This is a genomic window from Hyphomicrobium sp. 01T421, from assembly GCF_056398805.1.
In genome coordinates, this window is the sequence record NZ_JBFTQC010000001.1 from 783,153 (window position 1) to 803,887 (window position 20,735).

Genomic DNA, 20,735 nt, shown 5'->3' on the forward strand with positions numbered 1-20,735 from the left:
CCGCACATCTCTATAGGTCCGCACCTGTTTTTTTGATCCATCACTTTTCGCCGGCGCGAGCCGGTCCCGGAGGCCGCCATGCGCGCTGAAGCGCAAAAACTTTCCGATGGCATCCAGGAGGCGTTTGCCCTCCTGAGGAGGTCTCTTTGACTGGGAGACGGCCGAAGACCGTCTCGCCTCGCTGAACGCGAAAGCTGAAGACCCCAATCTCTGGACTGACGCGAAGAACGCTCAGAAGGTCATGCGCCAGCGGCAATCGCTCGAGCGCGCCGTGTCTGAGTTCAAGCGCCTCCAGCGCGACTATGAAGATGCGCTGTTTCTGATCGAGCTCGGAGAGACCGAGAACGATAATGACAGCGTGGCCGAAGGCGAAACCGCGCTGAAGCGCATCGATCACGAGGCGCAGCGCCGGTCGATCGAAGCGATGCTGTCGGGCGAAGCCGACGCGATGAACACCTACATCGAAGTCCACGCCGGAGCGGGCGGCACCGAAAGCCAAGACTGGGCGTCGAAGCTCGCACGCATGTACGTCCGCTGGGCTGAACGGCGCGGCTACAAGGTGAAGCTGATCGACGAAAGCCCCGGCGAAGAAGCGGGCATCAAGTCGGCAACGTTCGAGATCGAAGGCGAAAACGCTTACGGCTGGCTGAAGACGGAAGCGGGCGTGCACCGCCTCGTACGCATCTCGCCGTTCGACTCCAACGCGCGCCGCCACACGAGCTTTGCTTCCGTCACGGTCTATCCTGTGATCGACGACACGATCGACATCGAGGTCAATCCGGGCGACATCGACATTTCATTCGCGCGTTCGTCGGGCGCTGGCGGTCAGCACGTCAACAGAACGGAATCGGCCGTTCGCCTCGTCCATAGGCCGTCGGGCATCGTCATCTTTGCGCAGGAACAGCGTTCGCAGCATCAGAACAAGGACATCGCGTTCAAGCGCCTCAAGGCTCGCTTGTACGAGATGGAGCTGAAGAGGCGTGAAGCCAAGGCCAACGCCGAGCAGGCCGCGAAGACGGATATCGGCTGGGGACATCAGATCAGGTCGTATGTCCTGCAGCCGTATCAGCTCGTGAAGGACTTGCGGACCGGCGCCCAGTCGACGAACCCGGACGAAGTTCTCGACGGCGACATCGATCAATTTATCGAAGCGGCTCTGTCACAACGCATCAAGGGCGGCGGCGAGGCCGTCACGGTCGAAGATCTCGAGTAGCCGCTAACGTTCGATGCGGCTCCTCGACGACGCGTCGCGCGCTTCGCTTTTAGTTGCGTTCGCGCAGGAGGGGCGTGTTGAAGGGCGTGCTCGGCTCGTTCGACGAGTTCTGCGACGACGTAAATCCGAAGGCAGACCCGGAGCCGACGCCAGCGCCGAGAGAGCCCCGCCAGTTTGAACTGGGATCAGTGCTCGATTGAGTAGAGCCGGAGCCGAACGGCGACAGCAGCGCGGACGCCTCGTCCGGGTCCTGATAACGCGCCGAGCCATCCGCATTCGTTCCGCCGATCGACGTCGTTTCGAAAGCTTGGGCTCCGGCGGTGGACAAGATCATCGACAGAAAGACCGCGGCGGCAATACCTCGATCAAATCGCATTAAGAACCCTCCAGCATCGTCACGTAACGCGCACCCCAGTGTTTCCGGCTATCTGCAATTTGCGGACGGATCTAGGCCAACTCGTTGATTTTGAAACTGTGTTGCATTGATACTACTCTAAGAATGCATGCGTTATGCGCGCGGCGCATCTTCAGGAAGCGCTACGCCAAAGGCCCGGCAGCCGTCGTTTGATCGCGGTCTTTGTCGCGCTGTTGTTCTCGGCCCGAGCATCGAATTGTGTTCGCGCCTGCTCGACTGTCCCCCGATTTGCGATAGCCCACTGACCGAGCGGCGTCAGAATGCAGATGAGGGTCCGGCCGAGTTCGGTCAGCTCGTAATCAACGCGTGGCGGGATCGTCGGAAAGACGGTGCGCGTGACGAGCCCATCGCGTTCCAGGCCCCGAAGCGTCAGCGTGAGCATCCGCTGCGAAATGCTTCCGACGGACCGGCGGATCTCGTTGAAACGCATCGGCCCGTTCGACAAGAGCTGGACCACGTAGACCGTCCATTTGTCGCCGATCCGGGCCAGGACGTCCGCGACGGCACGGCAATTCTCGGTACCTTCTTTGATACGTACTTCCAAAAAAGTGCCTCCTTGCGCGGTTTCGGCCAGTGAACATTTTAGCGTTGGTCACAAAATGTGACTGGCTGAGACGCATGTCAACCATCGCTCCCGGCCTTCGCTAAACCGTTGGAGGGAGATACATCCCATGAAGCTTTTGCCCATGAAACTTTTGCATGTCGATTCGAGCATTCTCGGCCCGGGCTCGGTAAGCCGTCAGCTCTCGGCTGAGATCGTCGCCGCCGAGCAGCGGCTGCATCAGGGCCTTGAAGTCGTCTACCGTGATCTGGGCCGCGAGCCGGTCGGGCATCTCTCGGGCGCTCACCTTGCGGCCGCCCAGGGAGGCGCGGACAGCGCGCTGCCGCTTCGTCAGGATGTCGCGGCCGGCCAAGCGGCCCTCGAAGAGTTTCTGGCGGCCGACATCGTCGTGGTTGGCGCTCCGATGTACAACTTCGCCATTCCGAGCCAGCTGAAAGCCTGGATCGACCGGCTCGCGGTCGCGGGTAAAACCTTCCGCTACACCGACAAGGGCGCCGAAGGCCTGGCAGGCGGCAAGAAAGTGATCATCGCCTCGTCGCGCGGCGGCTTCTATGGCCCGCAAACGCCGATTGCGTTCCTCGATCACCAGGAAACCTACCTGCGCAACATCTTCGGCTTCTTCGGAATAACCGACGTGACGTTCATCCGCGCCGAAGGCGTGGCCCTCGGTCCCGACCAGCGAGCCAAGTCCATCGAGGCCGCCCAATCGACCATCGCCAGCCTCGCGGCATGATGCCTGGCAGCATGATGAATGCAAAGGGCGGAGATCTCCCGGATCTCCGCCTGAGCCGGTGGCTGAGACCCGGCCATCAGGTTTGATTTCTCGACATAAGCGACATTCGTGTTAAAGCGCGGTCCGATGTTTCCTTCGAAAACCGCCTCCGATGTCACCGCTCCATAACCTGCACCTCATCACGTCTGACGGATTTCCCGATTACGCGCTGCTCGATAGCGGGCTGGGGCGGAAGCTCGAGCGCTTCGGAAAAATCGTCGTCGATCGTCCGGAGCCGCAGGCTCTCTGGCAGCCGAAACTCGGGAAATCCGAGTGGGCGAAAGCGAACGCCGTCTTTTCCGCATCCGGCGAGGACGACGAAAAAGGCAAATGGCGGATCGACAAGCCCGTGCCCGACGCTTGGCCCGTGAGGCTCGCGTTGCCGCGCTCGCCGAAATCGGAAAATTCAAAAGGTGCGGAAAAGCACAGCGTCACGATGCTCTGCAAGCTCGCGGGCCTTTGGCACCTTGGCCTCTTCCCCGAGCAGGAGCCGCATTGGCGCTGGATGCTCGACCACTTGGCGAGCGTGAAAGGCGAGACGCCCCGCGTCCTCAATCTCTTCGGCTACACGGGCGCGGCTTCGCTTCTCGCCGCCGAAGCCGGAGCCGAAGTCACACACGTCGACGCGTCGAAAAAAGCCATCCAATGGGGCAAGGAAAACCAGGAAGCTTCGAAGCTCGCTGCCGCGAAAATTCGCTGGCTGCTCGATGACGCCGCGAAGTTCGCCGCGCGCGATGTCCGTCGCGGCAAAACCTATCACATGATCATCGTCGACCCGCCGAAGTTCGGGCGCGGTCCTGAAGGGGAAATCTGGGATCTCTTCCAGAACCTGCCGGCGCTCCTCGGCGATCTTGCGAAACTCCTCGCGCCTAAGAACGCCGCTATGGTGTTGACGATCTACGCCATCCGCGCGTCGTCGCTCGCCTTCAATCAACTGATGCGGGAACGGCTGAACGGACGGAGCGGCGAATTCGACAGCGGTGAATTGGCGATCCGCTCGCAAGCCGGCCCGCTCGTGCCGACGTCGCTCTTCGTGCGCTGGAAGCAGAGCGCATGAACGAGCCGAAGGTCATCACCAGCCTGACGAACGACCGGATCAAAGCCATCCGCGCGCTCGACATGCGCAAGGTCCGCAAGGAGACGGGGCTGTTTGTCGCCGAAGGCACGTCGCTGCTTGTGACGGCGCGCGACAGCGGCTTCGTGCCGGAAACGCTCGTCTACCAATCGGGCACCGCGACGAGCGGCATCGCACGCGGCCTCGTCCGGCACGCGCTCGATGCGGGCGCGGAAGTGCTCGAAGTTTCCGAAGCCGTGCTCGGCAAGCTTGCGTCGAAGGACAATCCGCAAACGCTGCTCGGCGTCTATCGTCAGCGTTTTGTCGAACCTCCCGACGCGACCAAGCTTGGACAAGAGACGTGGCTGGCGCTCGAGGAAGTGCGCGATCCCGGCAACCTCGGCACGATCATTCGCACGGCGGATGCGGTCGGCTGTTCGGGCGTCATTCTCGTCGGCACGACGTGCGATCCATACGCCATGGAAACGATCCGCGCGACGATGGGCTCTATCTTTGCCGTCCCCGTCGTCAAGATGGATCAGCAGGCATTCATCACGTTGGCGCGGTCTTGGCCCGGCGACGTCATCGGAACGCACCTTGCTGCACGCGAGGATTTCCGCAAAGTCGAATACACGGATCCGGTGCTGGTGGTGATGGGCGGCGAAGGTCCGGGCCTCTCTCCGGGAGCATCAGCCTCATGCACGAACCTCGTCAAAATCCCCATGGCCGGCGATCTTGATTCCCTCAATCTCGCCATCGCAACCGCACTGATGCTCTATCAGATCCGCGGCCCATATTTGAAGCTGTGATATGCGCATCGAATATCATCGCACGCTGATCGCCGATCAGGTTCGCAACGAAGCGTTCTTCGCGGCGCTGAAGGCCGTGATTGTGCCCGGCAAATCGGTCGTCGCGGATATCGGCGCAGGCACAGGCCTGCTTGGCCTGATGGCGTCGAAGCTCGGAGCCCGCGAAGTTTTTCTGTTCGAGACCGCGGAGGTCGCGGGCGTCGCGGCGGCTGTGCTGAAGGCGAACAAGGCGAAGCGCTGCCATTTGATCCCGTGCCACTCGACGGAGTTTCAGGACAAGCTCGCAGTCGACGTCATCGTCTCGGAAACGCTCGGTAACTACGCGCTCGAAGAGAACATCATCGCGACGCTCGCCGACGCGCGCCAACGCTTCCTGAGACCGGGCGGCCACGTCATTCCCGACGGAATAATTCAGTACGTCGCGCCGGTCGTGACGCCACGCATCGATGAAGAACTCCGGGCCTGGGGGCGCGTCGGCCACGGCCTCGATCTCGCCGTCGCGCAGACGATGTCGCTGAACAACGCCTACGTCCGCCATCTGCAGCCGGCCGAAATTCTCGACGGTTGCCGAAGCGCGATGGTGTGGGACGAGGTCGACCTCACGACCGAAACGAAATCGAAACGGCGCGGCGATGCCGAGTGGCGTCTCCCGCGCCCCGCGAAGATCTACGGCTTTGCGACTTGGTGGAAAGTCGAGCTGGTCCCCGGCATCGGATTTTCGACGGGACCTTTGTCGCCGCGCACGCATTGGGAGCAACTGTACTTCCCGCTTCTGGCGCCGATCGATGCCCGCCCGAGCGATGTCGTCTCGATAGATCTGCGCTCGAGTTCGTCCGAAGAAGGCGGCACCGACCTGGGCTGGACCGCCGTTCATAAAAACCCGGAAGGCAAGGTCATCGCGCGCCAGTCCCTCGAACTCGACAAAGGCTATATCCCCTGACCGCCGGCGCGATTGGTGCTGGCCCTTTTTTGATGCTATGCGGGCGAGCCAATTTGAGGGAGAGCGCACGCCATGATGGTCTTGATCGTCGGATTGATTTTATTTCTGGGCGTTCATCTCATTCCGACGCAACCCGAACTTCGGGACGGCCTGAAGGAGCGCATCGGCGAGGGACCGTATAAAATCCTCTTCGCGCTGTTGTCGCTCGTGGGGCTCGTTGTCATCGTGCTCGGCTTCCACAAGCTGCAGCTCCATCCGGGGAAAAATCCCATTCTGTGGGAACCGCCGATCTGGACGCGCCACCTCGCAGTCGCCTTGATGCTGCCGGCAATGATCCTGCTCGTAGCCTCGCTCATCCCCTCGCGGATCCGCACCGCGACGCGCCATCCGATGCTAATTGCGATCAAGATCTGGGCGCTCGCGCACTTGCTCGCGAATGGCGATCTCGCCTCGCTTTTGCTTTTCGGGTCCTTCCTGGCGTTCGCGGTTTACGACCGCATTTCGGTGAAGAAGCGGGGCGCTTTAGGGCCGCTTGGCGCGGCGGCTCCGGCCAGTGCACTCAATGACGTTCTCGTCATCGGCGTCGGACTGGCGCTTTATGCCTGGCTGCTGCTGGGCGGCCATCAGTGGCTGATCGGTGTTTCGCCGATGCCCGGGCTTGGTGGCTGAGCCGGGGCCAATACCTTTTTTGTGCTGAAGCGCACGACGAGAAATCGAATGGCGATCGCAATCGACGTTGCGGTCGCGATGATCCAGGCGACCGGATCGACGACATAGTCCCAGAGATTGAGGCTTTGTCCCGCGCCCGCTAGAAACGCGATGATCGCCGCATTGATCGCCAACGCCGTGATGAAATACCCACGGCAGATGGCGTAGGCGAGTATGACAGCAATCGCAATCGGCAGCAGATATCCGCTATAGCCGAGCACGTAGCTGTCGTAATTGAGAAAGCCCACGGCCGCCGGATAAAGGACGAGGCCCAGAACGGCGAGCATCAGCGTTCCGAAGCGGAATTCGGCTGATGCCGTGGGCTGCCGGTTCATGATCGCCGCAATCGCCAGAACGACGAGCAGCAGCAGTCCAGGCGGCGACGGCCGCTCCACCGCCGATGCCGTCCACTCGAGAAGAGATCGCGTCGAAATCGCGATGAAGAAAGCGGCGACGACGCCCGCGATCCCGGAAGCGGTGCGCCACGCCGGAGATTTGGTGACGAGGCCCGCTGCCGTCGCAGACAGGGAGAAAATTATCAAAACGGCGCTCGACCGGTTCAGCAAAAAATCGAGGGTCATTGTCATTGCCCAGCCGCCGGAGTTTGCGCGCCGTGTTGCACCCAGGCGCTCGAAAACCGGACGTGATTGATGGATTTTATCGGTTGCGAATAAACGACATCGAACTGGCCTGGCGCCGAAGCGATAAGATACGGGTACGTCACCGCGCTCTTTTTGATCTCAGAATTCATCTGCGCGACAACGCCGACGCGTTGATACGTTTTCCCCTCGAGATCGGTGAGCGCGAGCGTGATGTTGCGCTCGATCTCAGGATCGTCGTTGAACGCCATGAGGATGTGGGACGCGTCGTAACGTATCGCCGATATCGGTCCGCCAGGGTTCGGAAGATCTATGGGCGCTGGTGGCGTCCAACTCTGGCCGCCATCCGCCGTTCGGGTGATCAAGATGCTGTGCGGATGCCGGCTCTTCAGCCGCCGGACGAACGCGATGGCCGTCGATGGACCCGTTGGAACGATGGACGGCTGATACCCGACTTTTCCGCCGTGCCCCATGCGCCGCCGGTCAACGACGCGCCCGCTTTGGTCGAGCACGAGCAAGACCGGATATTTCCGGTTCATCTCGTGATACGCGGGAAGGCCAATCCGGCCGTCGGAAAAGAGTATCGGAACCGATTTCGTCAGATGCGACATGTTCAAGAAGGGTGACGCATAAAGCCGCTCCGCCGGGCCCCAGGTTTGCCCGTTGTCGAAGCTGCGTATCAGTCCGATCTCGCAAGTCGCCCAGCCGCTAAGCCTCGAGGCCGCGAAGAAGAGCCAGATCTCGTTCGCGGAGCGCCGGAAAGAAACTGGGTTGGCGACCGATTTGATCGTGATGCCGAAGTCGTGGCTGACTCGGGTGCTTGTCGTGACGACGGCGTTCGGCGACCAGTGCGAACCGTCGAAGCGCGACGAAACGAGTTCGCCATCCACGGCGCCTTCGTAGGTCGCGCTATACCAAGTGGCGAGAAGTCCGTCTGGGGTGCCGATGACCGACGCCCCGTGGACGAATTTTTTCTGGTCCGCCGGTGTGATGATTTCGGCTTGGGTTTCGAGAGGCCCACGCACCGGCGTTTCAGGAACGTTGACCGCGAACGTCCACGGCTCGCTTCGCGGCGACATCCTGTTGAGCAGAAGGGCGATGAGACCGGCCGAGCAAAGAAGCATCGCCCACGTCGCCCAAGTTTCCCACCCAAGGGCCCTGGTTCCGGCATTTTTCAGCAAAAGTTGTGTCCCCGCCGGAGTGTTCGCGTCCGGGGATATAGCCCTATCAAGCCCCCCGTTCAACGACACTGAAACGATATCGAACTCGAATGCCGTCGCGGGTTCGTAAAACAGCCGCGGAGGTGTGGTTATCGCGTCAGCACGACGAATTCCGTGCCGTTTCCGTTTTCGTTGAGCGGCAGTTCGCCGTCGGAAACGATCAGCGACGACCCGGGGCGTGCGAGCTCTGTAATTGTCGCAAGAATATCGTCCGGGATCGTGAAGGCGCTGAGCGCTTCAGTCGCCATTTGCACGTTGAGCGCGCGTCCTTGCGCCAACGCCGTCCTGCTGCGCTTTTTCTTGCCCTCTTCGAAAGACTGCCCTGCAACCGGCGTTTGGGCGCTGACCAGTCTCCAATCGAAGGTATTGGGATCGGTGCTGTAACGCATGGCGGTGAACACGTGCGTTCCGACCTTGTGCGGCAGCGGTGCGACCGTGATCGGCGCCTCGAGAAGCGGATCGATCCCCTGGCGGATATAGAGCCGCTTGGCGCGAAGACTGACCAGAACCGAAACCGGTTTGGATCTGAGCCGCATTTCCTTGTTGGCGTCAGTGAGCGCGGCCTGCGCCGACGTAAGATCCGATTGCGCATCGCGCAGCACGTCAGCCGCCGTATCGCGAGCCGTCTGCGCCGCGGAATAACCCGCTTGGACTTCCGCGAAGCTCATCTCACCTTTAGCTGCTTGGGTCCGCGCCCGATCGGCTTCGATAGTCAGATCGAGCAACGCCTCCTCGAGCGCAGTTTCGCGATCAAGGGAGATGTTCGCATCGGCAGACGCCAGCTGCAGCGTCGTGGTCGCACCCGACATGTATGCCGCGAATGCCTTCATCGCGTCCTGCTGGCGGGCTTCTGCAGCCTTGAGGTTTTCACGGATCGGCTCGACCGAACGTCGCGCCATTTCGTACCGCTGGCTTGAACCGTCGAAGTCTTTCGCGGTAGCGGTGGCCCGTTCTTGCGCTGTTGCGAGTGCCGCCTCTGCGGTCTTGATCGATACGCGCGCGCGATCAAGCTTCTCCTGCATGATCTGATCCGCCTCGGCGCGCGTCGTCGGACGGCGCTGCGGATCGCGCGGCATATCGGCGACCGCTCTGATGAGCGCAGGCGATACGCCGATAAAGAGCGGTAATTCTTGCAAAGCGTCGGACGTCGAAATGTCGTCCGGCTGGTCGTTCACGGCGAGCTGTGCCGGCTTCGACCGATCGGATTTCATCGCCGACGCTTCGTCGGCCGGAAGAGGCTTGAACAGTTTTGGACTGTCGAAGGCGATCGGTTCGACTTCTTCAGACGTCACGACGACGCGGGTGCCGAGCTTGGTGAGGCCGTAAAGCTTCTTCGAGAAAGCAAAGGGAAGGCGAATGCAGCCGTGCGACGCCGGGAAGCCCGGAATGTCACCCGCATGAAACGCTATGCCCGACCATGTGATGCGCTCCTGATAAGGCATCGACGCGCCGGAATAGATGTTGCTCGTGTGGTAGACATTCTTTTCGAGGATCGAGAACACACCTGTCGGCGTATTGAAGCCCGGACGGCCCGATGAGATGCGAGACGATGCGATTTCGCCGTTCGCGTCATAGACGCGAACCTTCTGCCGCCTGATCGAAACGACGACCAGAAGCGGAGACGTCGGCGGCGTGATGATCGCAGCTTCGCTGGCTGATTTCAAAACGCCGGATTTGGATTTTGCATCGACCGCGGACGGGCCGACGAACATGCTCAATCCGAAAATGCTCAAAATGAGGGCGCTTATCGCGATGGAGCGCGACGCCGGCGGAACTCTGCCTTTGAACTTGGTCGAACAACGCACGCGACCCACCCGACGTGAAATGAACCACACCCGTCAGAGCGCCAAGCATTGGGCAGATGGTTAACCCTCAACTTGCGCTATAAGTTGGCTATCAGAGGCCAGTCAGAAGGCGCAACCACAGTGCCGCACCGCCGGCGATTCGGGGGTTGCGATGTGGCGCTAATTCAACGCTTTCGGCGATATTGCGCCATTAACTGTGGATAGTCAGTGGAGAAATTTACCAAACGATCCGGTTTTGAGCGGGCGTCTATGCTGGCGACAAAGCCCGGGGTTTCGTAAACTGTGTTTTGGCCCGATACGGGTATGACCCGAGGCCCCGCGTCGGCCCAACGGCTCACCTGAGAATGCACGGCGTTACCGCCGATCGGAGTATAATGTCCATTCACGTCAAGCGCCGCCGCATCATGGCGCCCGATATCGCCGCCCGCAAAGGCGGCGAGCCAATCGTTGCGCTAACGGCCTACCACGCGCACACCGCAGCGATTGCCGATAACCACTGCGATTTCCTGCTCGTGGGCGACAGCCTTGGCATGGTGATGCACGGCTTCGAGACGACCGTGCCGGTACCGCTCGAATTGATGATCATGCACGGCCAGGCCGTCGTGCGGGGATCTAAAAAGGCCCTCGTCGTTGTCGACATGCCATTCGGCACTTACGAGGAAAGTCCTTCCGTGGCGTTTCGCAACGCTGCGAAAGTGATGAAGGAGACCGATTGCGGCGCCGTGAAGCTCGAAGGCGGCAGGCGCATGGCGGAGACGATCCGTTTTCTCGTTGATCGCGGCATTCCGGTGATGGCGCACATCGGCCTCACGCCTCAGTCCGTGAACGTGCTGGGTGGATTCAACACGCAAGGTCGCTCGGTGGATGACTGGCAAGCGATTGAAGAGGACGCGCGTCTGGTCGCAGAGGCTGGAGCCTTCGCCGTCGTTCTTGAAGCCATGACGGCGCCGCTCGCCGAACGCATCACCGACGCCATTCCCATCCCGACGGTCGGCATTGGCGCGTCGCCCGGGTGCGATGGTCAAATCCTGGTCATGGAAGACATGCTCGGTCTGTCGCCGAACGTCCCGAAATTCGTGAAGAAATTTGGCGCGATCGGAGCCGCCATCGACCGCGCGATAGCCTCCTATGCCCAAGAGGTCCGCGCCCGGACGTTCCCCGCGCAAGAGCACGTTTACAATCTTAAGAGCCCAGAGGCCGAGGCGCCGGTCGACGTTGTCCGGGCCACGAAAAAGCCCAAGACTCCGACCACTTAGCTGTATTGTGCTGGGGTTCGGCCACGCTTACACAAAGGAAACTTCGGGCCAGGGCTTGCCCGGAGCGCACGCTCCGCTATCTATGCCCCGCCAGCCGGGCTGATCGTGAGGATATTCTCCTCAGCTCCGGCGACTGAATGAGGTTTAAGAGTTAATGGCCGACAACAATGACAGTCTGCTCCGCGAGGTCGAGGAAGAACTCCGCCGCGAACAGATGCATAAAATCTGGAAGCGCTACAACGGCGTGATCCTGGGCGCTGCGGTGCTCATCGTGCTCGGCGTGGCGGGCTATAAAATGCTCGAACACCATCGGATTACGGCCGCCGAAACGGGCGGAGCCGAATTCGCGGCTGCCGAGAATCTGAGCGACCAGAAAAAGAAGGACGAGGCGGACAAAGCCTTCAAGGCGATCGCGGAAAGCGGCCCCGCAGGCTACGCGGCCCTCGCAAAGCTGCAACTGGCCGGAGCCCAGGTTAAAGAGGGCAAGACGGCCGATGCTGTTGCAACCTATGATTCGCTCGCGAAGCAGACGGGCGCAGATGATCTGTTGAAAAACTTCGCACAGCTGCAGGCAGCCTCACTACGCATGGCGGATGCGGACTATGACGAAATCCAGAATCGCCTGACACCTCTAATCGCCGAGGGCGCGCCGTTCGCGAACAGCGCCCGCGAGTTGCTCGGGGTAGCTGCATACAAGGCCAAGAAGTTCGATGACGCGCGTAAGCATCTCGAACCTCTGCTCGTCGATCCGAACGTTCCTGACGATACGCAGGAACGCATCAAGGTCCTCATGTCCGGCATAGCCGGCTCTGAAGTTGCTGCGAAGGAGCCACCGGCCACGACGCCGGCAGCGGCGGCCGAACCAGCCAAGGCGGTCGAGCCACCAAAGACGGAAGCGCAGCCCGCCGCGGGCGGGGCGGCCGATAAGAAGTAAAAACCGCGAAGCGGTGAGGGGAGAATGGGGTTGGGCAACGGGGGATCGCAGACACGTTTCGGCGCGTCGTCGCTTTTCGCGCTCGTCGTTACGCTATTGCTCGCCGGCTGTGCGGGAGACGGTCCATCTCTCCCGAAGATGAGCGACCTAAATCCCTTCAAGGAAAAGCAGACGCCGTTACCCGGCCGCCGCGTCCCCATCGTCGAGACGACGGAAAGCATTTCCGCCAATCTGGCCGATGCGAACGCGCCGATCGTCATCCCGTCGCCGCGCACGAACGATGCGTGGGCGCAGCCGGGCGGCGAACCGGGTAATGCACCGGGCAATCTCGCGCTGAACGGTGCGTTGCGTCAGACGTGGAGTGCGAACGCTGGGCAGGGGTCGTCGAAGACCGGCCGCGTCACCGCAAGTCCGATCATATTCGATGGCCGCATTTACACGCTCGACGCGGCAGCGAACGTTGCAGCCTTTTCGCTGTCCGGCAGCAGTGTCTTCAAGATCTCGACGAAGCCTGACACGACCGTCGGCCTCGGCGGTTATGGTGGCGGCCTCGCCGCCGAAAACGGCCGCCTCTACGTCGCAAACGGATATGGCGTCGTCGCCGCTCTCGATCCGGCGACTGGCAAATCGATCTGGACCAAAAGTCTCGACGTTCCCGTGCGCGCCGCTCCGACCGCGTCTGGAGACCGTCTCTACGTGATCACGATCGACGGCAAGTTCTTTTGCTTGAACGGCGTCGATGGTGCTGAAATTTGGTCCGCTCGCGGACTGCCGCAAAGCGCGAGCTTGATGACGTCGACGAGTCCTGCCGTCGATCAAGACGTCGTTGTGGTGCCATACCCGTCCGGGGATATCATGGCATTCAGATTGACGGACGGTTCGACCGCCTGGACCGAAAACCTTTCCCGTACACGCCAGACTTCGCAGATCGCCTCGATGAGCGACGTTGCGCGGCCCGCGATCGATAATGGGACAGTCTTCGCCATCGGCCATGCGGGACGCATGATCGCCGCCCACGCCAAAACCGGCGACCGGCTGTGGTCGGTAAGCATTCCAGGCGCCGAGCCGCCGTGCGTCGTCGGCGACGCGGTTTACGTCGTCGACACGGGGGGCCGCCTCATGGCCCTGACGCGTGCCGATGGAAAAACGCGCTGGACCACGCAGCTACCCGCGGCAAAAAGCTATTCTGGTCCCGTCATGGCCGCTGGAACCCTTTGGCTCGTGTCGAGCAAGGGCGACATCGTCAGCGTTGACGCAGCAACCGGTAAGGTTGGCGGCCAGATGAGCGTCAACGACACCGTCTATATTCAGCCGATCGTGGCTCAGGGGCGAATGTTCGTTTTGACCGATTCGGCAAAACTCATCGCCCTGAACTGAGAATTGGGCTAGGAGGTCAGCGTTGGCTCTCCGCTCGCATGCGGAAAGGCAGCGCCCCCCAGCAATCAGTTCTTTTTGGCTCCCTTTTGAATCCCTCCTCTCAAACTCCCGTCGTTGCAATCGTCGGCCGTCCCAACGTTGGCAAGTCGACCCTGTTCAACCGCCTGACCGGAACGCGCGCCGCGCTCGTCTCCGATTTGCCGGGCTTGACGCGCGACCGCCGCGATGGCGTCGCTGACATCTTCGGAACGGAAATTCGCCTCGTCGACACCGCGGGCCTCGAAGAGGCGCAACGCGGTTCGATTGCGGACCGCATGCGCAAACAGTCCGAACAGGCAATCGCGACAGCCGATCTCATCCTTTTTGTTATCGACGCGCGCGCCGGCGTTACCGGCTCCGACAAGGAGTTTGCCCGCATCGCTCGCAACTCGGGAAAGCCTGTCGTCCTGGTTGCGAACAAAGCCGAAGGCCATAAAGGCACCGACGGCGTGCTCGATGCGTTTTCGCTGGGCCTCGGCTCGCCGATTGCAATCTCGGCTGAGCACGGCGAAGGCATCGCAGATCTCTCGGACGACGTCCTGGCCGCTCTCGGACTGAAGGCGGCACCGACGACAGCGAGAAGGCGCCGAGGCGACGCCGCAGCGGCTGAGGAGAAGCCGGCGGAAAAGCCGGAGCGCGAAAAGCGGATCCGTGTTGCGATCGTCGGCCGCCCGAACGCCGGGAAGTCGACGCTGGTGAACGCACTTCTCGGCGAAGACCGGATGATCACGGGCCCCGAACCCGGGCTGACCCGCGACAGCGTCTCGAGCGATTTCGAATACAAAGGTCAGGCGATACGGCTCTTCGATACGGCGGGGCTTCGCCGCAAAGCCAAGATCACCGAGACGGCGGAGAAGCTCTCGGCGAGCGACGCGGTCCGCTCCATCCGGTTTGCCGAAGTCGTCGTGCTTCTGATCGACGCCGAACGTCCCTTCGAGCATCAGGACCTGACGATCGGCCACCGCGTCGTCGAGGAAGGTCGTGCGCTCGTCGTTGCGATCAACAAATGGGATCTCGTTCCCGAAAAGCAGAAGACGTTGCGCGAACTCAAGGCCCGCGTCGCCGAAAGCCTGGCTCAGGTTCCAGGCGTTCCGCTTATCGCGATCTCGGCACGTTCCGAGAGCGGACTCGATCATCTGATGTCGGCGATCGCGAAAACATACGAAACCTGGAATCGCCGCGTTTCGACGGCGCATCTCAATCGCTGGCTCGAAGGGGCGCTGACCCGCCACTCGCCGCCGGCGGTGCATGGGCGGCGCATCAAGATCCGCTACGTCACGCAGCTGTCGACGCGTCCACCGACGTTCGTCGCCTTCTCGCAGCGCGCGGAAGCATTGCCGCAGTCGTACGTGAAGTACCTGACGAACTCTCTGCGAGAGACGTTCGATCTACCCGGTGTTCCCGTTCGCTTCCACCTCCGCAAAAGCGAAAACCCATTCGCTCCCGAGAAGCGGTAGACAGTTCCGCGCAACATCCGTCCGGCAAATTGATGCCGTGCGAGCAAAACCTCGTGCTCGCAGAGTCGAAAAAAGTTAATTTTCGAATCGGATTCGTTTGCGTAGAGGATGCCAACCACGAAACTTCGAGGATCGACGAATGAGAAAGTTTGATGCGGCGCTGATGTCAGTTGTTTTGGCAGCTGGCACTGCACTTTTCGCCGGCGTGGCTGCTGCTGCCTACACCGCGAAAGTCAGACAGGCTTGCGCGGGAGACTATCAGAATTTCTGCGCTCAATATTCGCCTGAAAGTGTCGAACTGCGGCGGTGCATTGAAAGCAACAGAAAAGGCCTGACGCATACCTGCGTGACGGCTCTGATTGACGCGGGCGAAGTCCCCGCGAAATATCTGAAAAAATAAAATCTGAAAGAAGATCGCAGCGGGCGGGAGCGAACGGCTTAGGCCGCATGCTCACCGCCCGCACGGGCGTCAGCCGATTGAACTGGCGCCGCTCCGGACGGGGTTAGATGGGTGCTCCGCGCCCGGGTTCAAGACCTGCCCGCAAATTGTTGCGTTCCGGCGCCCAGTGCGCCATGCAAGCGGGATGGACGTCTTTTTCTACCATCTTGAGCAGCAAACGCTGGACCGCGTTCTACCGAGCCTCCTCGAGAAGACGCTCGCGCGCGGCTGGCGTGCCGTCGTCCAGGTCGGCAACGAGGAACGGTTGGAGGCGCTCGATCAGGCGCTGTGGACCTACACCGACGACAGTTTTTTGCCGCACGGCACGGCGCGCATCGGTCATGCGAGCGAACAGCCGGTCTATCTGACGTTGACCGACGAGACGCCGAACGGCGCGGGTGTACGCTTCCTCGTCGATGGCGCCGAAGCGAGCGAGTTCAAGGGAGCCGAACGCTTTGTCTATGTTTTCGACGGACATGATCCGGATGCCGTCGCCATCGCGCGTGCCCAATGGAAGGCCGCCAAAGCTGCAGGCTGCGCCGTCACGTATTGGCAGCAGTCTGAAACCGGGCGATGGGAACAGAAAGCCTGACGCAGTCGGCCCGCGCCATTGCGGTTTGCCGCACACCCCGAACTCGATCGCTGCACCATGAATTACCACCATGACTATCACGCCGGGAATTTCGCCGACGTCCTGAAGCACATCGTCCTGACGCGCATCCTGACGTACATGAAGCAGAAGCCACGGCCGTTTCGCGTGATCGACACGCATGCGGGCGCCGGGCGCTACGATCTCGCAGGAACGGAAGCGAGCAAGACGGGCGAATGGCGCGACGGCATCGCCCGCCTCATCGACGCCGAGTTGCCACCGGCCGTTGCGGAATTGGTGGCGCCCTATCTCGAATGCATCCGCGCGATGAACGGCGATGAGCTTCGATATTATCCGGGAAGCCCCCTGATCGCCCGGCACCTTATGCGTGCCGACGACGTGCTGATCGCGAACGAATTGAACGTCGCGGATTTTGCGAGGCTCAAGGAAGAGCTGCGTCGCTTCAAGGCGACGACGGTTCTCAACATCGATGCCCGCCACGCCGTGAAGTCGCTGCTGCCGCCGAAAGAACGGCGCGGGCTCGTGCTGATCGATCCGCCCTTCGAGGCGAGAAGCGAATTTGCGGACTTGGCGACAGCCGTCGGCGAGGCAATGACGCGCTTCGCGTCGGGCACCTACGCGATCTGGTATCCGCTCAAGGATGAAGCCGCAGCGGACCGCTTCGTGGCGACTGCTACGTCGCGGGACGGGCTCGAATTTCTCGACGTCAGACTGGCAGTCTCGAAGTCTTTTGCGGGACTTGGCCTGACCGCGTCCGGCGTTCTCGTGATCAATCCGCCGTACCGGCTGAGAGAAGAGCTCGAAGAGATTTTGCCCGTTCTGAAAGATCTGTTGGCGGAGGGTTCCGGCGCGAACTTCGAGCTGCGTTCCGCCGTTCAATAACCGTCATATAGTTGCTGTGCAGCATTTCACCTTGCAAGGTGCCCGTATTTACAGGATAAATTGCCGCACGCTAAGGCGGGCAGCGGCACGGTAGCTCCCGATGCGTTCTACGGGTCCGGCGCGAGTTAGTGCGATCCGGCAGCAGGCGCTTGGGATCATTCGGCTCCGAGGCTCGCCGCGGTGTCGATGCGAAGCTTAGATCAAGCTTGCATCGAATGCCGGGCCGCCAGGAGACGATGTATGCGCCAGACAGGTACCGTTAAATTTTATAATTCCCAGAAGGGCTACGGCTTCATCAAGCCGGATGCAGGGGGCAATGACGTTTTTGTGCATGTGACCGCAGTTGAGAGATCCGGAATTGGTGATCTCAATGAGGGGATGCGAATTTCATTTGAGACCGAGCCCGATAAGCGCGGCAAAGGTCCGAAAGCCGTCGATCTCCAAAGAGCAGGCTGAAGTTCTTTGAAGACTGACTTGCTCGCGTCTCGGCTTCGGTCGCGGCGCTGGGTAAGTGTTGGCTTGAGCATTCTCCGCGGTAAGTTCGCGCGAATTCCGCGTCGCTTTGACGTACGATGAGTCTTACGCATTCGCGATTTGCTGGTCGCTTGCCGCAGTTGGGGAACAGCGCTGCGCGTGCATCGGCGCTATGATGCGTACGGTCAGTCCGAACGATTCGGGGACGCACTTCGAAGCATTTGGTCTGTTCCGCATTGAGAGCTTCGAAACCGAGGCTTTGAACAAAGGTGTGACGACGGCCGAATATCCGGGATGGGGAGCGGCTCGTCAGATGCGCAACATCATGTGCGCGTCGTCGGCGAGTTTTCGGATGCCGGTATCACGCACCGGTCCAGGGGAGACTAAAGACATGAAGACACTTATTCGTACGGGGCTCATCGCGTTCGCGGCCACGGTTGGAATGGCTTCGAGCTCGGCATACGCCGGCTGCGTTCTCGCTGGCGGCGAGTCCGTCATGGTGACGGAAGATCTCGCGAAGTTCATGGCTGGCCAGGCGCTCAAGCACTCGATTGAAAACCACGGCTGGACCGCGCGCGGCGCCGTAAGGGTCAAGTGCGATACGTCGTCGGTCGGCTTGCCGCACTGCACCGCACGTCAGAGGGCTTGCGGCTGAGCCGCCATTCTTTCTGAGACGAGCCCTCAATAAATTATGACTCGCCGGCACGTCATGCCGGCGAGTTTTTTTGCTGGCGGAATGTTACTTCGCCATCGCGTTGCGAAGGGCGCCGACGATCGCTGTCAGAATGCCGCCGCTGACGCCGGATCCCACAATTTGAGTAATGATGGCAGTCGGATCCATGGCGCCGCCAGCGACTGCTGTATGGAAAACTTGCTCGAGAATTTGCCCGCCGATGCCGCCGCCGACGATACCTGCAATGGCGTTGCCGAGCGTCCCAAGGCTCAGGTTCTTCATCAGAGCACCGGTGGCATTGCCGCCGAGAGCACCGCTGAGGAGCTGGATGATCAGTGGAAGATATTCCATGCGCTGTCTCCACGAGGCCAGTGGGACAACAGCGAAAGCCGTGCGGTTTTCCGCATCGGAGAAGCCGCGCGCCGTTTGGCGCTCCCACAGTGGGAATCGTACCACACCCGGCGAATAAATCGCCAAGCCTCGCTTCGCGACGGTCACCAAACTCACAGATCCGTTGTCGAGATGTTACAGCCTTGCGCCAATTGTGGCGCGCGACCATTTCTTCGGCTCGTGCAATGATAATTTCAGTATCTATGGGTTATAGAATTGCTCGGTATTGAACGGCGCAGAGAGGCTATAGCGATGAAAATCAGGATTATTTCGGCCATCTTCGCCAGTGCTTTGCTTTTCGGCATAGCCGCTCCCGCGATCGCTGCGGATGGCCAATCTTCGTCGGATGGATATGCAATTCGCCACAAGCGCGGCGGCTACTCCTACGACAAGGCGGACTCCATCAACACCTACGGCACCAACCGCAGCCGGAAGCGCCACGTCGGGCCGCCGTCATTTCGTGAGCAGACGATAGCTGGCCCCTTCGACAACAGCTTCTTCTTCGACTCGGGCGTGGGCAGCATCTGGGGCGGCAACTCGCCCTACATGCACTAGCCATAGGCCATTGGTATTGCTGAGCATAATGGCCGCCTGGTCACACCGGCGGCCGGGATGCTGTGGGTTTTTCCCTCCTCCGGCGACAAACCTGTCAACTGGTGCCGATGCGCCACTCGCCCTCGTCTTGCCATTGTGCTGACAATAGAAAGGCAGCCTGATCTCAAGGTGGGGCTTTGAGGGAGAACTAACGTTATGCGCTTCTCGGTCAAACTCGTTTCCGCATTCACATTGGCCGCGACCTTCGCTGTTGCAACGACCGTTTCGGCAAATGCGGAGTGCAAGCGTTACGGCTTCACGGTCAACGATTACGGCAAAGACGGCCCGACCAAAGACGCCAAAGAACTGCTCGACAAGCTCATTCAATCGAAAATGACTGAGCGCGGCGTCAGCGATTTCCGCACCGGCAAGAAGACCGTGTCTTGCGAGCTGTTTCTAAATTTCATCGTTTTCGATGAGCACACCTGCACCGCGGAAGCGACGGTTTGCTGGGGCGGCTCATCCCTTCCCGGTTCCGAACAATCCTCAGCCGACGACGTCGCTGCTGAGCCGGAGAAGAAAACAGCGTCCGACGTCACGCCGGCCGAAGCAAAACCGGCGAAAAAGAGCGTAACGAAGGAAGCAACGGCCCACACGGACAGTGCTGCGCCAACCCACAAGACGGCCGCTCAAGCGGTGCCGGATCCGAAATCGGTCCTCGCTCACAAGGCGAAGAAGCCTGAGGAGAAGAAGGAAGCCGCGGCGCCGTCGCCCGACACCAGCGCAGCGACCGCTGACGCTGCGTCGTCTGACGCCGTCGTGAAGCCGATCCACAACGTCTCGAAGGTCGAGACGGGCTCGTTGCCCGATATTCCGGCGAAGCCCGCCAAGCACAAAGCGCAGAAGGCGCCGGCCGATGCCGCAGCCGCGGCTCCGCCCAAGGCGGATGCTGGCGACGCAGGCGGCTATCCGACTCCGCTGCCGCCGACGGACGGCGACGGAGCTCAGTAAAGCCAACGGCTAATTGAAGTTCGGGCTTGTTTCGCGAACCGCCGTTTGATCAAGCGGCGGTTCGAATTTCTTGCAGCTTCATTTCAACGATCTGCCGGTTGTACGGCTTCAACAGGAAATTATCGGCGCCGTGCGTGAGCGCTCGCTGAATTTCGAGCGGATCATTTTCGGTGACCAGATAAATGATATAGGGCCGAACGCTCAGCTGCAGCGCGCGTAGTTTCCCAAGGAACTCGATGCTGTTCGAGCCCGGCATGCGCCAATCGAGAAGGATATAATCCGGCGCTTCCGAGCCCAGCCGCTCAATCGCGGCGATCGGGCTGTCCGCCTCGCTCACACGAAAGCCTAAGCTCTCGAAAATAAGCCGGGTGTATTTCCGGACGATCTCGGAATCATCGATGATGAAGCAGTGAAGCATTTCGAGGGCGTCTCGCAAGCAGAGTGCTGCACCAACCGACAGCAAGGCGACCAGAGCAAACGATGTTCTGAAAAGTGCACGTAAAATACTAACGTGCTCTTAAGATGTATGGCGGAAAGGCAGCCGCGATCGGAAGGCCGATCG

The 20,735-nt window shown here is 60.8% G+C and carries 24 protein-coding genes; 17 read left to right on the top strand and 7 right to left on the bottom strand.

Features of this window, described 5'->3' with window-relative positions; genetic code table 11:
• The first annotated feature begins 78 nt into the window (after positions 1–78).
• Positions 79–1,213, top strand: a protein-coding gene (gene prfB, locus AC1DK3_RS03605; protein ID WP_477190918.1) for a peptide chain release factor 2 whose coding sequence is annotated in 2 segments (ribosomal slippage) — positions 79–147 and positions 149–1,213 — 1,134 coding nt in all. Because the reading frame shifts where the segments join, the coding sequence is not laid out codon by codon here.
• A gap of 49 nt (positions 1,214–1,262) precedes the next feature.
• Here prfB and AC1DK3_RS03610 read toward each other — a convergent pair.
• Positions 1,263–1,589 (bottom strand): hypothetical protein, encoded by a 327-nt coding sequence (locus tag AC1DK3_RS03610; RefSeq protein ID WP_477190919.1) that lies wholly within the window; start codon positions 1,587–1,589, stop codon positions 1,263–1,265.
• A gap of 151 nt (positions 1,590–1,740) precedes the next feature.
• Entirely contained in the window at positions 1,741–2,172 is a 432-nt protein-coding gene (locus AC1DK3_RS03615) for a winged helix-turn-helix transcriptional regulator (protein ID WP_477190920.1), read from the bottom strand.
• A gap of 142 nt (positions 2,173–2,314) precedes the next feature.
• Between AC1DK3_RS03615 and AC1DK3_RS03620 the strand changes: the two genes are divergently transcribed.
• From AC1DK3_RS03620 to AC1DK3_RS03640, 5 genes are all read left to right on the top strand, one after another.
• Positions 2,315–2,923, top strand: a complete 609-nt coding sequence (locus AC1DK3_RS03620; protein ID WP_477192862.1) for an FMN-dependent NADH-azoreductase — start codon at positions 2,315–2,317, stop codon at positions 2,921–2,923.
• Positions 2,924–3,074: 151 nt separating this feature from the next.
• Complete coding sequence (locus AC1DK3_RS03625) at positions 3,075–4,019, top strand: class I SAM-dependent methyltransferase (protein ID WP_477190921.1); 945 nt, start codon at positions 3,075–3,077, stop codon at positions 4,017–4,019.
• Positions 4,016–4,825 carry a TrmH family RNA methyltransferase gene (locus AC1DK3_RS03630; protein ID WP_477190922.1) on the top strand — a complete coding sequence of 270 codons (810 nt, stop codon included), beginning with the start codon at positions 4,016–4,018 and terminating at the stop codon, positions 4,823–4,825. The genes AC1DK3_RS03625 and AC1DK3_RS03630 overlap by 4 nt, the downstream gene beginning before the upstream one ends.
• Before the next feature lies 1 nt (position 4,826).
• Positions 4,827–5,765, top strand: coding sequence for a 50S ribosomal protein L11 methyltransferase (locus AC1DK3_RS03635; protein ID WP_477190923.1), 939 nt, complete (start codon positions 4,827–4,829; stop codon positions 5,763–5,765).
• A gap of 72 nt (positions 5,766–5,837) precedes the next feature.
• Entirely contained in the window at positions 5,838–6,434 is a 597-nt protein-coding gene (locus AC1DK3_RS03640; RefSeq protein WP_477190924.1) for an NnrU family protein, read from the top strand.
• On the opposite strand, the gene AC1DK3_RS03645 is transcribed toward AC1DK3_RS03640, so the two are convergent.
• The 3 genes from AC1DK3_RS03645 to AC1DK3_RS03655 all read right to left on the bottom strand — a co-directional run bounded on the left by AC1DK3_RS03645 (position 6,389) and on the right by AC1DK3_RS03655 (position 10,004).
• Positions 6,389–7,054 carry a hypothetical protein gene (locus AC1DK3_RS03645; RefSeq protein WP_477190925.1) on the bottom strand — a complete coding sequence of 222 codons (666 nt, stop codon included), beginning with the start codon at positions 7,052–7,054 and terminating at the stop codon, positions 6,389–6,391. The genes AC1DK3_RS03640 and AC1DK3_RS03645 overlap by 46 nt on opposite strands.
• A gap of 2 nt (positions 7,055–7,056) precedes the next feature.
• Positions 7,057–8,196: a sialidase family protein gene (locus AC1DK3_RS03650; RefSeq protein ID WP_477190926.1), complete on the bottom strand. Its 1,140-nt coding sequence runs from the start codon at positions 8,194–8,196 to the stop codon at positions 7,057–7,059.
• 185 nt (positions 8,197–8,381) lie between these two features.
• On the bottom strand, positions 8,382–10,004 hold the full coding sequence (locus tag AC1DK3_RS03655; RefSeq protein WP_477192863.1) for a L,D-transpeptidase family protein: 1,623 nt from the start codon (positions 10,002–10,004) through the stop codon (positions 8,382–8,384).
• Between the two features lie 467 nt (positions 10,005–10,471).
• On the opposite strand from AC1DK3_RS03655, the gene panB reads away from it, so the two are divergent.
• The 9 genes from panB (at position 10,472) to AC1DK3_RS03700 (ending at position 18,220) form a co-directional block, all read left to right on the top strand.
• Positions 10,472–11,353: a 3-methyl-2-oxobutanoate hydroxymethyltransferase gene (gene panB, locus AC1DK3_RS03660; protein ID WP_477190927.1), complete on the top strand. Its 882-nt coding sequence runs from the start codon at positions 10,472–10,474 to the stop codon at positions 11,351–11,353.
• Between the two features lie 154 nt (positions 11,354–11,507).
• A complete protein-coding gene (locus tag AC1DK3_RS03665; RefSeq protein ID WP_477190928.1) occupies positions 11,508–12,287 on the top strand; it encodes a tetratricopeptide repeat protein in 780 nt (259 codons plus the stop codon).
• A gap of 24 nt (positions 12,288–12,311) precedes the next feature.
• Entirely contained in the window at positions 12,312–13,664 is a 1,353-nt protein-coding gene (locus AC1DK3_RS03670; RefSeq protein WP_477190929.1) for a PQQ-binding-like beta-propeller repeat protein, read from the top strand.
• Between the two features lie 86 nt (positions 13,665–13,750).
• The gene (gene der, locus AC1DK3_RS03675; RefSeq protein WP_477190930.1) at positions 13,751–15,160 is read left to right on the top strand and encodes a ribosome biogenesis GTPase Der; all 1,410 of its coding nucleotides are present in this window, start codon (positions 13,751–13,753) and stop codon (positions 15,158–15,160) included.
• 139 nt (positions 15,161–15,299) lie between these two features.
• Positions 15,300–15,560, top strand: a complete 261-nt coding sequence (locus tag AC1DK3_RS03680) for a hypothetical protein (protein WP_477190931.1) — start codon at positions 15,300–15,302, stop codon at positions 15,558–15,560.
• A 184-nt stretch (positions 15,561–15,744) separates the two neighbouring features.
• Positions 15,745–16,191, top strand: a complete 447-nt coding sequence (locus AC1DK3_RS03685; protein WP_477190932.1) for a DNA polymerase III subunit chi — start codon at positions 15,745–15,747, stop codon at positions 16,189–16,191.
• Between the two features lie 57 nt (positions 16,192–16,248).
• The gene (locus AC1DK3_RS03690) at positions 16,249–17,091 is read left to right on the top strand and encodes a 23S rRNA (adenine(2030)-N(6))-methyltransferase RlmJ (protein ID WP_477190933.1); all 843 of its coding nucleotides are present in this window, start codon (positions 16,249–16,251) and stop codon (positions 17,089–17,091) included.
• A 240-nt stretch (positions 17,092–17,331) separates the two neighbouring features.
• A complete protein-coding gene (locus tag AC1DK3_RS03695; RefSeq protein WP_477190934.1) occupies positions 17,332–17,547 on the top strand; it encodes a cold-shock protein in 216 nt (71 codons plus the stop codon).
• A 409-nt stretch (positions 17,548–17,956) separates the two neighbouring features.
• Entirely contained in the window at positions 17,957–18,220 is a 264-nt protein-coding gene (locus AC1DK3_RS03700) for a hypothetical protein (RefSeq protein ID WP_477190935.1), read from the top strand.
• 84 nt (positions 18,221–18,304) lie between these two features.
• Here AC1DK3_RS03700 and AC1DK3_RS03705 read toward each other — a convergent pair whose 3' ends face one another.
• Entirely contained in the window at positions 18,305–18,589 is a 285-nt protein-coding gene (locus AC1DK3_RS03705; protein ID WP_339085374.1) for a hypothetical protein, read from the bottom strand.
• Positions 18,590–18,880: 291 nt separating this feature from the next.
• Here AC1DK3_RS03705 and AC1DK3_RS03710 point away from each other — a divergent pair, with 291 nt between their 5' ends.
• Positions 18,881–19,183 carry a hypothetical protein gene (locus AC1DK3_RS03710; protein ID WP_477190936.1) on the top strand — a complete coding sequence of 101 codons (303 nt, stop codon included), beginning with the start codon at positions 18,881–18,883 and terminating at the stop codon, positions 19,181–19,183.
• A 195-nt stretch (positions 19,184–19,378) separates the two neighbouring features.
• Entirely contained in the window at positions 19,379–20,173 is a 795-nt protein-coding gene (locus AC1DK3_RS03715) for a hypothetical protein (RefSeq protein WP_477190937.1), read from the top strand.
• Positions 20,174–20,222: 49 nt separating this feature from the next.
• On the opposite strand, the gene AC1DK3_RS03720 is transcribed toward AC1DK3_RS03715, so the two are convergent.
• Complete coding sequence (locus tag AC1DK3_RS03720; protein ID WP_092867888.1) at positions 20,223–20,591, bottom strand: response regulator; 369 nt, start codon at positions 20,589–20,591, stop codon at positions 20,223–20,225.
• Between the last annotated feature and the right edge of the window lie 144 nt (positions 20,592–20,735).